This window comes from Nonomuraea sp. WAC 01424 (genome assembly GCF_003947315.1).
Taxonomy (GTDB): domain Bacteria; phylum Actinomycetota; class Actinomycetes; order Streptosporangiales; family Streptosporangiaceae; genus Nonomuraea; species Nonomuraea spiralis.
On sequence record NZ_QHHZ01000008.1, the window covers coordinates 459,265 to 472,509 of the forward strand.

At 70.5% G+C, this 13,245-nt stretch carries 13 protein-coding genes; 5 read left to right on the plus strand and 8 right to left on the minus strand.

The features are described from left to right. Nucleotides 1-2 precede the first annotated feature (2 nt). Genes DMB42_RS24220 through DMB42_RS24240 form a run of 5 tightly spaced genes read left to right on the plus strand, consistent with a single transcriptional unit; the run spans nucleotide 3 to nucleotide 4,909 of the window. A complete protein-coding gene (locus tag DMB42_RS24220; protein WP_125637262.1) occupies nucleotides 3-1,007 on the plus strand; it encodes a sigma-70 family RNA polymerase sigma factor in 1,005 nt (334 codons plus the stop codon). A gap of 43 nt (nucleotides 1,008-1,050) precedes the next feature. Next, entirely contained in the window at nucleotides 1,051-2,166 is a 1,116-nt protein-coding gene (locus DMB42_RS24225) for a steroid 3-ketoacyl-CoA thiolase (RefSeq protein WP_125637263.1), read from the plus strand. 37 nt (nucleotides 2,167-2,203) lie between these two features. Then, a complete protein-coding gene (locus DMB42_RS24230) occupies nucleotides 2,204-3,229 on the plus strand; it encodes an MBL fold metallo-hydrolase (protein ID WP_125637264.1) in 1,026 nt (341 codons plus the stop codon). 25 nt (nucleotides 3,230-3,254) lie between these two features. Continuing rightward, complete coding sequence (locus DMB42_RS24235) at nucleotides 3,255-3,929, plus strand: FadR/GntR family transcriptional regulator (protein ID WP_125637265.1); 675 nt, start codon at nucleotides 3,255-3,257, stop codon at nucleotides 3,927-3,929. Between the two features lie 32 nt (nucleotides 3,930-3,961). Continuing rightward, complete coding sequence (locus DMB42_RS24240; protein ID WP_125637266.1) at nucleotides 3,962-4,909, plus strand: DNA polymerase ligase N-terminal domain-containing protein; 948 nt, start codon at nucleotides 3,962-3,964, stop codon at nucleotides 4,907-4,909. A gap of 19 nt (nucleotides 4,910-4,928) precedes the next feature. On the opposite strand, the gene DMB42_RS24245 is transcribed toward DMB42_RS24240, so the two are convergent. Genes DMB42_RS24245 through DMB42_RS24280 form a run of 8 tightly spaced genes read right to left on the minus strand, consistent with a single transcriptional unit; the run spans nucleotide 4,929 to nucleotide 12,489 of the window. Continuing rightward, complete coding sequence (locus tag DMB42_RS24245; RefSeq protein WP_260477902.1) at nucleotides 4,929-5,846, minus strand: aldo/keto reductase; 918 nt, start codon at nucleotides 5,844-5,846, stop codon at nucleotides 4,929-4,931. Beyond that, entirely contained in the window at nucleotides 5,843-6,148 is a 306-nt protein-coding gene (locus DMB42_RS24250; RefSeq protein WP_125637268.1) for an L-rhamnose mutarotase, read from the minus strand. The genes DMB42_RS24245 and DMB42_RS24250 overlap by 4 nt, the downstream gene beginning before the upstream one ends. Next, complete coding sequence (locus tag DMB42_RS24255) at nucleotides 6,148-7,137, minus strand: ABC transporter permease (protein ID WP_229823609.1); 990 nt, start codon at nucleotides 7,135-7,137, stop codon at nucleotides 6,148-6,150. Before DMB42_RS24255 ends, DMB42_RS24250 begins: the two co-directional genes overlap by 1 nt. Next, nucleotides 7,134-8,615 (minus strand): sugar ABC transporter ATP-binding protein, encoded by a 1,482-nt coding sequence (locus DMB42_RS24260; protein WP_125637269.1) that lies wholly within the window; start codon nucleotides 8,613-8,615, stop codon nucleotides 7,134-7,136. Before DMB42_RS24260 ends, DMB42_RS24255 begins: the two co-directional genes overlap by 4 nt. Further along, nucleotides 8,615-9,655 (minus strand): sugar ABC transporter substrate-binding protein, encoded by a 1,041-nt coding sequence (locus DMB42_RS24265; protein WP_125637270.1) that lies wholly within the window; start codon nucleotides 9,653-9,655, stop codon nucleotides 8,615-8,617. Before DMB42_RS24265 ends, DMB42_RS24260 begins: the two co-directional genes overlap by 1 nt. Nucleotides 9,656-9,671: 16 nt before the next feature. Continuing rightward, a complete protein-coding gene (locus DMB42_RS24270; RefSeq protein ID WP_125637271.1) occupies nucleotides 9,672-10,406 on the minus strand; it encodes an SDR family NAD(P)-dependent oxidoreductase in 735 nt (244 codons plus the stop codon). Further along, entirely contained in the window at nucleotides 10,403-11,692 is a 1,290-nt protein-coding gene (locus tag DMB42_RS24275; protein ID WP_125637272.1) for an L-fuconate dehydratase, read from the minus strand. Before DMB42_RS24275 ends, DMB42_RS24270 begins: the two co-directional genes overlap by 4 nt. Further along, complete coding sequence (locus tag DMB42_RS24280) at nucleotides 11,692-12,489, minus strand: fumarylacetoacetate hydrolase family protein (RefSeq protein WP_396983371.1); 798 nt, start codon at nucleotides 12,487-12,489, stop codon at nucleotides 11,692-11,694. Before DMB42_RS24280 ends, DMB42_RS24275 begins: the two co-directional genes overlap by 1 nt. Between the last annotated feature and the right edge of the window lie 756 nt (nucleotides 12,490-13,245).

Sequence of the window (13,245 nt, forward strand, 5' to 3'; positions counted from 1 at the left end):
GCATGAGCGAGAAGCCGACGAACGAGGACTTCCTCCGGCTGGCCGATCCGATGCGGCGCGAGCTGCTCGCGCACTGCTACCGGATGCTGGGGTCGGTGCACGACGCCGAGGACCTCGTGCAGGAGACGTATCTGCGGGCGTGGCGGGGCTTCGAGGGGTTCGAGGGGCGATCGTCGTTGCGCACGTGGCTCTACCGCATCGCCACCACCGCCTGCCTGACCGCGCTCGACAGCCGGGGCAGACGGCCCCTGCCGACCGGCCTCGGCACTCCCAGCACCGAGGCGAGCGCGCCGCTGGTCCAGGACGGCGAGGTGCCCTGGCTGGAGCCGGTGCCCGACACACTGGCCGGGGTCGAGGCGGGCGGCGACCCGGCCTCGATCGTGACCTCACGCGAGAGCGTCCGGCTCGCGCTCGTCGCCGCGCTGCAACACCTGCCGCCCCGGCAGCGCGCGGTGCTGATCCTGCGCGACGTGCTCAAGTGGCGGGCGGCCGAGGTCGCCGAGGCGGTCTGCGTCTCCACGGCGGCCGTCAACAGCATCCTCCAGCGGGCCCGCGCCCAGCTCAGCGAGGTGTCGCCGAGTCTCGACGACCCGGTCGAGCCGCTGTCGGCCGAGCAGCGCCACCAGCTCGACCGCTACGTCGCCGCCTTCGAGAACTACGACGTCGACGAGCTGGTCTCGCTGTTCACCAAGGACGCGATCTGGGAGATGCCGCCCTACGTGGGCTGGTACGAAGGCCCCGACGCGATCGGCGAGCTCATCTCCACGCAGTGCCCCGCCAGCCGGGCGGGCGACCTCAAGCTGTTCCCGGTCGCCGCCAACGGCCAGCCCGCGTTCGCGGTCTACTTCCGCGAGGACGACGTCTACCGCCGCTTCGCGATCATGGTGCTGGCGCTGCGCGAAGAGGGCATCAGTCACGTCGCCATGTTCTTCGACCTGCAGCTTTTCGACACGTTCGGGCTGCGTGGCGAGTTCCCCGCCGGAAGCGAGGCTTCCGCGACAAAGTAGAACGCGTTACAGTCGCGGCCAGAGCAACGTTCTGGAGGCGACTGTGGGCACACCTGTGATCGTCGAGGCCGTTCGCACGCCCATCGGCAGGCGGGGCGGATGGTTGTCGGAGCTCAAGCCGCAGCAGGTGCTGGCCGCGGCGCTCAACGGGCTGGTCGAGCGGGCCGGCCTCGATCCGGCCACCGTCGGCCAGGTGTTCGCCGGATGCGTCACCCAGGCGGGCGAGCAGGGCGGCCACGTCGGACGCCACTCCTGGCTCTACGCCGGCCTCCCGTACCAGACGGGGGTCACCACCCTCGACGCCCAGTGTGGCTCCTCCCAGCAGGCCGTGCACCTGGCGGCGGCGATGATCAGGGCGGGCGTCATCGAGGCGGGCATCGGGTGCGGCGTCGAGGTCATGAGCAGGGCGCCGCTCGGCAGCAACGTACGTCCCGCCAAGCCGCGTCCCGACGACTGGAACATCGACCTGCCCGACCAGTTCACCGCGGCCGAGCGCATCGCGCGGCGGCGCGGGCTGACCAGGGAGCGACTCGACTGGTTCGGCGCCCGGTCGCAGCGCCTGGCGGCCAAGGCGTGGGCCGACGGGCGGTTCGACCGGGAGATCGTGCCCGTCGGATCCGTACGCAGGGACCAGGGTCTACGCGAGACCACGGTCGAGAGCCTGGCCGGGCTCAAGCCGGTCGCCGAAGGGGCCATGCACACGGCCGGGACGTCCTCGCAGATCTCCGACGGCGCCGCCGCCGTGCTGGTGATGAGCGAGCAGGAGGCCCACCGGCGCGGGCTGCGGCCCAGGGCGCGCATCCTCGCCCAGGCGCTCATCGGGGCCGAGCCGTACTATCACCTCGACGGTCCCGTGGAGGCGACCGCGAAGGTGCTGACGGCGGCCGGGATGACCACGGGCGACATCGACAGGTTCGAGGTGAACGAGGCGTTCGCGTCCGTGGTGCTCTCGTGGGCCGGCGTGCACGAGCCCGACCTCGACCGGGTCAACGTCAACGGCGGGGCCATCGCGCTCGGCCATCCCGTCGGGGCCACCGGCGCCCGGCTCATCACCACCGCCCTGCACGAGCTCGAACGCTCCGACGGCGCCACCGCGCTGGTCACGATGTGCGCGGGCGGTGCCCTGGCCACGGCGACGATCCTCGAACGCGTCGCCTGACCTACCATTCAACGCACGTGCTCGATCGGGGGACCCGGTGGCGAAGACCAGGCGCAGGCCGTACTCGGAGCAGCGGCCGCAGGAGCTCGGCGGCGGGGTGTGGAGCGTGCCGGTGCCCATCCCCGGCAATCCACTCGGATACACGCTCGTCTACGCGGTCGATTCGCCGCGCGGGCCGGTGCTGGTGGACGCCGGCTGGAACCACCCCGACGCCTGGGAGGCGCTGAGCGGCGGGCTGGCCGCGCTCGGGCTCGACGTCGCGGCCGTGCGCGGGGTGGTCGTCACCCACTTCCATCCCGACCACGCCGGGCTGGCCGGCCAGGTCAAGGAGGCGTCCGGGGCCTGGATCGCCATGCACGAGGAGGACGCCGCGCTGGTCCGGCTCATGCACCGGTTCGCCGCGGAGGAACACGCCAGCTTCCAGTCCGACATGCTCAGGCGGGCCGGCGCCGATCCCGGCGAGGTACGCGAGGCGATGGGCACCCGGCCGAACCCGCCCGCGCTGCCCGACCGCGAGCTGCGGGACGGCGGCCTGACCGACCTGCCCGGCCGCAAGCTGCGGGCCGTGCACACCCCCGGTCACACGCCGGGGCACATCTGCCTGCACCTGGAGGACGCCGACCGGCTGTTCACCGGCGACCACGTCCTTCCCGACATCACCCCGCACATCGGGATCTACCCGTACGACCGGGACGACGTCGATCCGCTGGGCGACTTCCTGGACTCCCTCGACCGGGTCGGCGAGCTGGGCCTCCTCGACGCTTTGCCAGCACATGAGTGGATATTTCATGATGTTGCCGCGCGCGCCGCCGAGATCCGCCACCATCACGAGGAGAAGCTGATCCGGTTGCGCACCCTCATGGCCGAGCGGTCGCGACCGCTGACCATCTGGGAGGTCGCCGCGATGATGACCTGGAACCGGCCATGGGACGACCTGGCCCCCGTGCTGAGAAGCATGGCGGCCGGCGAGGCCGCGGCCCATCTGCGCACCCTGGAGACCAGGGGCCTGATCCGCCGCGTCCCTGAGGTCGATCCCGTACGCTTCCAGGCTCTAGACTCCTAGACATCCGATGTCTAGGGAGAAAAGCGTGGCGGTTACCGACGCGGCCATCGACAAGATCAAGCAGATGATCCTCTCCGGCGAGCTGACTCCGGGCGATCGTCTGCCGAAGGAGGCCGACCTCGCCGAACGGCTCGGCCTGTCGCGCAACTCACTGCGCGAGGCCGTGCGCGCGCTCGCCCTGATCAACGTGCTCGACGTACGCCAGGGCGACGGCACGTACGTCACCAGCCTTGAGCCGCGCCTGCTGCTCGACACCATGTCGTTCGTGCTCGACCTGCACCGCGACGACACGGTGATCCAGTTCTTCGAGGTCCGGCGTATCCTTGAGCCGGCCGCGACCGCCATGGCCGCCGAGCTGATGGGCGACGACGAGATCGCCGAACTGCGGGTGATCCTCGACTCCCTGCCCGCCGAGCCGACGATCGAGGAACTGGTCGCCAACGACCTGGAGTTCCATCAGCGCATCGCGCGCGGGTCGGGCAACAGCGTGCTCTGCTCGTTCATCGAGAGCCTGTCAGGTCCGACCACTCGGGCCCGGGTGTGGCGCGGCCTCACCCAGGGAGGCGCGCTGGAGAAGACCCGCGAGCAGCACACCGCGATCTACGAGGCCATCGCCGCCCGCCAGCCGGACGTGGCGCGTTCCTGGGCCACCGTGCACGTGGCGGGCGTGGAGGCGTGGTTGCGCAAAGCCCTCGACTGATCGGCGCGCTCTGCCCGGGTAGTAACCGGGTCGTGGCCGACAAACTGGAGCGATACCGCAAGAAACGCGACCCCAGCCGGACCCCCGAGCCCGTCCCCGAGACTCCCGCCGAGGATCGGGGCGGCGCGGCGTTCGTCATCCAGGAGCACCACGCCCGGTCCCTGCACTGGGACCTGCGGCTGGAACGCGACGGTGTCCTGGCGTCCTGGGCGGTGCCCAAGGGCCTGCCCGCCGACCCCGGCACCAACCACCTGGCCGTGCACACCGAGGATCACCCGATGGAGTACCTCACCTTCCACGGCGAGATCCCCAAGGGCGAGTACGGCGGCGGCACCATGACCGTCTGGGACACCGGCACGTACGAGATCGAGACGTGGTCCGACCGCGAGGTCAAGTTCGTCCTGCACGGCAGGCGGGCCTCCGGCCGGTTCGTGTTGTTCCGGACGCGGGGCGAGAACTGGATGATCCACCGCATGGACGCCCCCGTCCGCGCCCCGTTCCCGGACGTGCGGCCCATGCTTCCGGCCGAACGCGCCCGGCCACCCAAGGACGCCGCCGCCTACGCCTTCGAGTTCGCCTGGGGCGGACGCCGCCTGCTGGTCGCCATCGACGGCGGACGTACGACGGCCGCGCGCGAGCATCCCTGGCTGCGCCCGCTGGCCGAGTCGTTCGGCAGCCGTACGGCGGTGCTGGACGGCGAGGTGGTCACGCTGGGCGGGGCCGAGATCCTGGTCTGCTACGACCTGCTGTACGACGAGGGCCGCTCGCTGGTGGACGAGCCGTTCACCGGCCGGCGGGCCGCCCTGGAGGCGCTGGAGCTGGCCGGGGCCCGCTGGCAGACCGCGCCGTCGTGGCCCGGCGAGGCCGGCCCGGTCCGGCGGGCCGCCCGCGAGCAGGGCCTGTCCGGCGTGGTCGCCAAACGCCTGGACTCCCGCTACGAGCCCGGAACGTCCAGGTCCTGGCTGTTCATCCCCTCCTGAGCGGCGACCTGGCCGCCGCTCAGGTCAGCAGGCCCTCGGCCGTCAACTCCAGCCACAACTCCTCCGGGACCGGACGGGACCACAGGTCCGCGTTCGCCAGGACCTCCTCCGGCGCGCGGGCGCCCAGGACGATCGAGGCGACCGCCGGATGGCGCAGCGGGAACGCCATGGCCGCCTGCGGCAGCGAGACGCCGTGGCGCTCGCAGACCTTGGCGATCCTGACGGCCCGGTCGAGCAGCGGCGCCGGCGCGGGCGCGTAGTCGTAGGTGCCCGACGGGGTCGAGGTGGCCAGGACGCCGCTGTTGAAGACGCCCGCGGCCAGCACCTTGACGCCGCGCCGCGCGCACTCCTCCAGCAGCGGCAGGCCCGACTGGTCGAGCAGCGTGTAGCGGCCGGCGAGCATGACGACGTCGATCCCGGTCTCCTGGACGAAGCGCAGCGGCGCCCGCCACTGGTTCATGCCGACGCCGATCGCCCGCACCACGCCCTGCTCCCGCAGCTCGGCCAGCGCCGGGTACGCCTCGGCGATCGCCTGGTCAAGATGGTCGTCGGGGTCGTGGATGAGCGCGATGTCGATGCCCGGCATGCCGAGCCTGGCGAGGGAGTCCTCCAGGGAGTCGCGTACGCCGTCGGCCGAGAAGTCCCATTCGCGGCCCAGCCCGACGGGGACGTCGAACATCTCGTCGTCCTCGCGGACCTGCGAGGGCACCACCAGCCGGCCCACCTTCGTGGACAGGACGTAGCCCGACCGCCCGGCGAGCGCGGCGCCCAGGCGGCGTTCGGACAACCCCAGGCCGTAGTGCGGCGCGGTGTCGTAGAGGCGCACGCCGCTGTCCCAAGCCGCGTCGACGGTGGCGCGCGCCTGCTCGCCGGAGATCGCCTGATAGAGGTTGCCGATCGGGGCGCCGCCGAAGCCGACGCGGGGCAACTCGATCACGTCATCTCCCAGACTCGCCTCATGCCGCCCGACGACTTGTCGAAGTCGCCGTCCAGCAGGCGGTTCATCTGCCGCTGCCATGCCTGGTCGGCGGGGTCGTCCTTGAGCGCGGCCTGCAGGGCGGCGTAGTCCTCGACCTCCACGAAGTGGAACAGGTCCAGGCCGTCGCGGAAGATACGCCACGAGCGCACGCCGTTGGCGCGCATGGCCGACTCGAGAGCCGGCGGGATCGTGGCGTGCTCCCTGTCGTAGGTCTCCTCGCACCCGGGCCTGAGCCTGGTGTGGAGGGCGAGGCGTTCCATCAGTCCTGCGCCTTTCCGCCGGCGATCCTGCTGATGATCAGGGCGATGAGAATGATGCCACCGTAGATGACCGGTTGCCAGAACCCGGAGACCCCGATGAGGGTGAGAATGTTCTGGACCAGGCCGATCACCAGCACACCGGTCAGAGCGCCGAGGACGGTGCCCTTGCCGCCGTCCATGCTGACGCCGCCGATGACGGCTGCGGCGAACACCATGAAGATCCAGCCGTCGCCCATCTCGTTGCCGATCGCGCCGAGGCGGCCGGTCTCCAGGATGCCCGCCACCGCGGCGAGGATCCCGCCGAGGACGAACACGCCGAACAGCACGCGGTCCACCCGGATCCCGGCGGCGCGGGCGGCGTCGGCGTTGCCGCCGATGGCGTACAGGGAGCGGCCGAGCCTGAGGTAGCTCAGGCCGAAGATGCCGGCGGCGAACAGCAGCGCGGCGATCCAGATGGCGGCGGGCAGGCCGAGCCAGGTGGCGCTGCCGAGGTAGAGCATCGAGTCGGGGAGCTGGAACAGCGTCTTGCCCTGGGTGAGCCCCTGCTGCAGGCCGTCCACGATGATCAGCATGGCCAGCGTGACGATGAACGCCGACAGCTGGAACCTGATGATCAGGAACCCGTTGAACGCGCCGATGGCCGCGCCCACGAGCAGGGCCAGCGGGATCACCAGCCATCCGGGCAGCCCGAGGCCGAACCCGCCCGCCGAGGCCGGGACGACCAGCATCACGGCGATGCCGGGCGCGGTGCCGACCGTCGACTCCAGCGACAGGTCGAACTTCCCGGCGATCAGGATCATCGCCTCGGCCAGCACGAGCAGCGAGATCGCCGCCTGCTGCTGCAGGACGTTGGTCAGGTTGCCCGCCGTCAGGAAGGTCGGGTCCAGGAACGCGCCCACGACGAGCAGCAGCACGATCACCGGAACCAGGGTCAGGTCGCGGAACCTGGCCAGCCGCACCCGGGGGGCCGGCGCAGTCAATGTGGTCACTCTTGTATGCCTTCCATCACGGCCACGAGCTCGTGGTCGGTCCAGCCACGCGGCACGTCCTTGACGACCTTGCCGTGGAACATCACCAGCACCCTGTCGCAGATGCGCAGGTCGTCCAGTTCGTCGGAGACCACCACGGCCCCCGCGCCCCGCTCGACCGCGTCCTCGACCGCGCCGAGCAGGGCCTGCTTGGCCTTGACGTCCACGCCCGCGGTCGGGTTGATCACGACGAGCGCCTTCGGGTCGTCGACGAGCGCCCGCGCGAACACGACCTTCTGCGCGTTCCCGCCCGACAGGTCGCCGACGGGCTGGTCGGGCCCCTCGGTCTTGATGTCCAGGCTCTCGATCATCTGTACGGCCCGCTCCCGGCGCCTGGCGGGCGAGACGATACCGAAACTGCCCAGTTTGTGGGCGATCGGGATGGTCGCGTTCTCCCCCACCGACAGCAGCGGCACGAAGCCCTCGTGGTGCCGGTCCTCCGGTACGAACCCGAGCCCGGCCCGCATCGCGGCGGGCACGTCGCCCGGCCTGACGCGGGTGCCGTCGATCGTGACCGTGCCCGCGTCGGGCCTGCGCAGCCCGACCAGGGTCTCGGCCAGGCCGACCTTGCCGCTGCTCGCCGAGCCGGCCAGGCCCACGACCTCGCCCGCTCTGACCGAGATGTCCACGTCGTGGTAGCGGCCGGCCAGTGACAGGCCCGCGCCGGACAACACGACCGCCTCGCCCGGCGTGCGCCGCCTGGCCTCGTAGGCGGCCGTGGCCTCGCCGGTCATCGCGGCGACCAGCTCGTCGTGCGCGAACCCGGCCACCGGCCGGGTCACGATGTGCCGGGCGTCGCGGAAGACCGTGACGCTCTGGCAGATCTCGTACACCTCGTCCAGGTGGTGGGAGATGTACATCATCGTGACGCCCTGTTCGCGCAGCGAGCGCATACGGGTGAACAGCCGCTCGATGGCCGGGCCGTCCAGCCTGGCCGTGGGCTCGTCGAGGATGATGAAACGCGCGCCGAACGACAACGCCCTCGCGATCTCCACGAGCTGCCGCTGCTCGACGCTCAGCTCGCCGGCCAGCGCCCGGGGATCGACGTCCACTTCGTACGTGTCCAGCAGCTCGCGCGCCCTGGCCCGCAGCGCCCGCCAGTTGATCATCCGGCCGCGCTCGGTCTGGCGGTTGACGAACAGGTTCTCGGCGACCGTCAGCGCCGGGATGATCGTGGACTTCTGGTACACGCAGGCGACACGCTGCCGCCAGGCGTCGCGGTCGGCGAGGGCGGGCGCCGTCTCTCCCGAGAACAGCACCTCGCCCTCGTCGGGCCGCTGGAGCCCGGTGAGGATCGACACGAGGGTGGACTTCCCCGCGCCGTTCCTGCCGACGAGGGCGTGGGTGTGGCCCTCGGCGATGGCGATCTCCGCGCCGTTCAGCGCGGTGGTCGGGCCGAAACGCTTGACGACACTTCGGGCTTCAACGTGATATTTCATCACTTGACCTGGTTACCCCAGAGGTTCTGGTCGTCCACGTTGTCCTTCGTCACCAGCGGCGCCGGGAGCTGGTCCTCGAAGCCGTTGGGCAGCTGGATGATGTTGCTGCCGTGGTCCGTCGGGCCCGCCTGGAACGTCTTGCCGTCCACCGCCGCCTTGGCGTAGAAGATCGCGTACCGGGCGTACAGGTCGGCCGGCTGCGACACCGTGGCGTCGATGTTGCCCTTGCGGATCTCCTCGAACTCCTGCGGGATGCCGTCGTTGGAGACCACGAAGACGTGCTTGGGGTCGGCGGGCGGGACCAGCAGGTTCTTCTGCTTGAGCACCTGAAGCGTCGGGGCCAGGTGCACGCCGCCCGCGTGCATGTAGATGCCCTTGATGTCCGGATTCTGCTCCAGGCGGGTCTGGAGCATGGACGCCGCCTTGCTGCCCTCCCACTCGGTCGGCTCGCTGAACACCGTGATGCCGGGGAACTTCGTCTTCATGCACTCGGTGAACGCCTCGGACCTGTCACGGCCGTTGATCGAGCTGAGCGCGCCCTCAAGCTGCACGACCTTGCCCTTGCCGCCGAGCTTCTCGCCGAGGAACTCGCACGCCTTGGTCCCGTACGCGCGGTTGTCGGCGCGGACGACCATGTAGACCTTGCCCTTGTCGGGGCGGGTGTCCACGGTCACGACGGGGATCTTCTTGTTCTCCAGCTGCTGGAGCGTGTTGGCGATGGCGCCGGTGTCCTGGGGGGCCATGACGATCGCCTTGGCGCCCTGGCCGACCAGCGCCTGCACGTTGTTGACCAGCTTGGAGACGTCGTTCTGGGAGTTGGTGGCGGGCATGAGGTCGACCTTGAGCTCGGTCGCCATCTGCGGGACGTACTTGATGTAGGAGTTCCAGAAGTCGGAGTCGGCGCGCGGGTGGTCGATGCCGACCTTGCCGCCGCCTCCCCCTTCCGCCGCGGAGCCACTCGTACCGCTGGAGCCGTTGGAGCCGCACGCGGCGACGACCGCCAGCAGGGCCGCGCTCGCGACCACCGGACCGATCTTCATGGGGGGTTACCTTCCTCTAATTGGTTGGCCGGAGCCGCAGCCCCTGCATGCCGCCGTCGACCGCGAGCGCGGTGCCGGTGGTCGCGGCGGACTCGGGGCCCGCCAGGTAGGCGATCGCCGCGGCGACCTCCTCGGCGCTGACCAGGCGGCCCATGGGCTGCCGGGCGTTCAGCGCCGCGCGTTCGGCTTGGGGGTCGTCGGCCGCGTCGAGCAGCCGCCCCACCCACGGGGTGTCGGCGGTGCCCGGGTTGACGCAGTTGACGCGGATGCCCTCGCGTACGTGGTCGGCGGCCATGGCGAGGGTCAGCGACAACACCGCGCCCTTGGTCGCACTGTAGAGCGCCCGGTTCGGCAGCCCGGCGGTGGCCGCGATCGAGCAGGTGTTGACGATGGCCGCGTGCTCCGACCCGCGCAGGTACGGCAGCGCCGCCCGGCTCACCCGGACCATGCCGAGCACGTTGACGTCGAAGACCTTCCGCCACTCCTCGTCCGGGTTGTCCTCGACCGTGCCCTGGGCGCCGATGCCCGCGTTGTTGATCACGATGTCGATGCCGCCGAGACGTTCCGCCGCCTCGGCCACCGCCGCGCGTACGGACCCGTCGTCCGACACGTCCGCCTTGATCCCGATGAAGGGGTCGCCGGGCGGGTTGAGGTCGAGGCAGGCGACCTTCATGCCGCGCTGCGCGAGCAGGGTGGCGGTGGCCAGGCCGATGCCGGAACCGCCGCCGGTCACAATGGCTTTGAGCGTCATGCCGTGGTCCTCCAGATCTCGCCGCCGGGGAAGGTGTGGGCGGCGATCGACGCCGCGTGCATCTCGGCGCTGAAGCCGGGTGCCATGGGAGCGGTGTAGCGGCCGTTGTCGATGACGACCGGGTGCACGAAGTGCTCGTGGAGGTGGTCGACGTACTCGATCACGCGGCCGTCCATCGTGCCGGTGACCGCCACGTAGTCGAACATCGACAGGTGTTGCACCAGCTCGCACAGCCCGACGCCGCCCGCGTGCGGGCAGACCGGCACGCCGAACTTGGCCGCGAGCAGCAGGATCGCCAGGTTCTCGTTGACCCCGCCGACCCTGGCCGCGTCGATCTGCAGGTAGGAGATCGCGCCGGCCTGGAGGAGCTGCTTGAAGACGATGCGGTTCTGGACGTGCTCGCCGGTGGCGACCGGGACCGGCCTGATGCCCTCGGCGATGGCGGCGTGGCCGAGCACGTCGTCGGGGCTGGTCGGCTCCTCCACCCAATGCGGCTGGTACGGGCTCAGCGCGCTGACCCACTCGATGGCCGAGGCGACGTCCCAGCGCTGGTTGGCGTCGATCGCGATCGGGTAGTCGGGGCCGCAGACCTCGCGGGCCACGCGGAAGCGGCGCAGGTCGTCTTCGAGGTCGGCGCCGACCTTGAGCTTGATCTGGCCGAACCCCTGGTCGAGAGCCTCCTTGCAGAGACGTCGCAGCTTGTCGTCGTCGTAGCCGAGCCAGCCGGGAGAGGTGGTGTAGGCGGGGTAGCCGGTTTCGATCAGCCGCTGGATCCGCTCTTCCTTCCCCTCTTCCGCATTTTTCAGGATCTGGAGGGCTTCGTCCTGGGTGAGCGCGTCGCTCAGGTAGCGGAAGTCGATGAGCCCGACGATCTCCTCCGGGGACATCTCGGACAACAACCGCCACACCGGCTTGCCCGCCCGCCTGGCCTTCAGGTCCCACAGGGCGTTGACCACGGCGGAGATCGCCATGTGCATGACGCCCTTCTCCGGCCCCAGCCACCGCAGCTGCGAGTCGCCGACCATCTCCTTGTAGAGCGCGCCGAGGTCCTCGACGTCCCGGCCGATCACGTACGACTCCAGCGCCCTGATCGCCCCGGTCTGTACGTCGTTGCCGCGCCCGATCGTGAACGCGAACCCGTGCCCCTCGACCCCGTCGTCGGTCTTCAGCACCACATAGGCCGCGGAGTAGTCGGGATCCGGATTCATCGCATCCGACCCATCCAGGTCCCGCGACGTCGGGAAGCGCACGTCGTGCGTCTCCAGCGCGACGATCCTGTACGACATCAGGCCTGCCCCACCGTCTGCCGCTGGCGGCCGAGCCCGTCGATCTCCAGCTCCATCACATCCCCCGCACGCAGGTACGGCTGGCCTGGAATGCCCATCGCGACCCCGGCGGGAGTGCCGGTGTTGATCACGTCACCGGGTTCGAGCACCATGAACCGGCTCAGGTACCGCACGATCTCGGCCACATCGAAGATCATTTCCTTGGTGTCGCCGTTCTGGCGCGGCTCGCCGTTCACCCAGAGGCGCAGCCCCAGGCTCTGCGGGTCGCCGGCCTCGTCCGCCGTCACCAGCCACGGGCCCAGCGGGTTGAACGTCTCGCACGACTTGCCCTTGTCCCACTGGCCGCCGCGTTCGAGCTGGAACTCACGCTCCGACACGTCGTTGGAGATCGCGTACCCGGCGATCACGTCGAGGGCCTCCTCCCGGCTGTCGAGGTAGCGGGCCCGCTTGCCGATCACGACCGCCAGCTCCACCTCCCAGTCGGTCTTCACGCTGTCGCGCGGCACCAGCACCTCGTCGTACGGGCCGATCACGGTGTTGGCGGCCTTCATGAACACCACGGGCTCGGCGGGCGGCTCCGCGCCGGACTCGGCGGCGTGGTCGCGGTAGTTCAGCCCGATGCAGACCACCTTGCCCGGCCGGGCGATCGGCGCGCCGATCCGCAGCCCGGCGGCGTCGACGACAGGCAGGTCGCCGCGCTCCAGCGCGTCACGCACGCGCGCCACTCCCCCGGAGGCGAGGAAAGCCCCGTCGATCTCGGGCTCCCCGATGTCGCGGAGGTTGCCGGAGGCATCCATCACCACCGGTCGCTCCTGCCCGACAGGTCCAACTCGCAGCAGCTTCACACCGCACCCTTCGCTTTATTCATCGGATGTCTGCGCTACCGATGCTGCTGGGCAGCGACAGTGCCTGTCAAGGGCACCCAGCCCGATACATCCGATCCGTAACCCGAAATCCCCCCTCGAACCACGCCACCCCTCCCCCTGGACCCCCCACAGCTCCGACGCCTCCCCACCCGCCACCTTCCTCCCCACCTTGCAAAACATCGGAGGTACCCTCCAAACCCCACCACCTCACCTCCGCCCCATCGCCCGACCCCACCACCCGATCCCTCCACCCGAACCGTTCGCTCAACCCCACGGCCGCACCACTGCACCCGACCACCCGCCCCCTCGACCCGACCCCGCCGCCCCCAAGCCCCGAACCCGGAAGTCAGAAGCCAGAGGTCGGAGTCCACTACTCGGAGCAAAAAGCTGGGACCCGACGCATGGAACCCGGGGCCTGACGCCCGGGGCCCGACGCCCGACGCACGCGGGCCCTTGGGGGCCCACTGCCCGCTGCCTGCCGCCCGGAGGCCGGAGGCCGGAGGCCAGAACCCAGAGGCCGGAGGCCAGAACCGAGGGGCCAGGACTTGCCCCCCAGAGACCTAGTGAGCCGGCTTTGAGATTCGGTCGCAGTAGCGACAGATACGGTCGATGATCTGGTCGGCGGTCTTGGTCCAGCGGAACGGCTTGGCGTTGTCGTTCCAGAGCTCGATCCATTCCTCCAGCGTG

Coding starts and splice junctions, on each gene's coding strand:
- DMB42_RS24250 (WP_125637268.1), bottom strand. CDS start 6,148: ATGGAACGCCTCGCCCTCCACACCAGGCTCAGGCCCGGGTGCGAGGAG.
- DMB42_RS24260 (WP_125637269.1), bottom strand. CDS start 8,615: ATGAAATATCACGTTGAAGCCCGAAGTGTCGTCAAGCGTTTCGGCCCG.
- DMB42_RS24220 (WP_125637262.1), top strand. CDS start 3: ATGAGCGAGAAGCCGACGAACGAGGACTTCCTCCGGCTGGCCGATCCG.
- DMB42_RS24265 (WP_125637270.1), bottom strand. CDS start 9,655: ATGAAGATCGGTCCGGTGGTCGCGAGCGCGGCCCTGCTGGCGGTCGTC.
- DMB42_RS24280 (WP_396983371.1), bottom strand. CDS start 12,489: ATGGATGCCTCCGGCAACCTCCGCGACATCGGGGAGCCCGAGATCGAC.
- DMB42_RS24275 (WP_125637272.1), bottom strand. CDS start 11,692: ATGTCGTACAGGATCGTCGCGCTGGAGACGCACGACGTGCGCTTCCCG.
- DMB42_RS24270 (WP_125637271.1), bottom strand. CDS start 10,406: ATGACGCTCAAAGCCATTGTGACCGGCGGCGGTTCCGGCATCGGCCTG.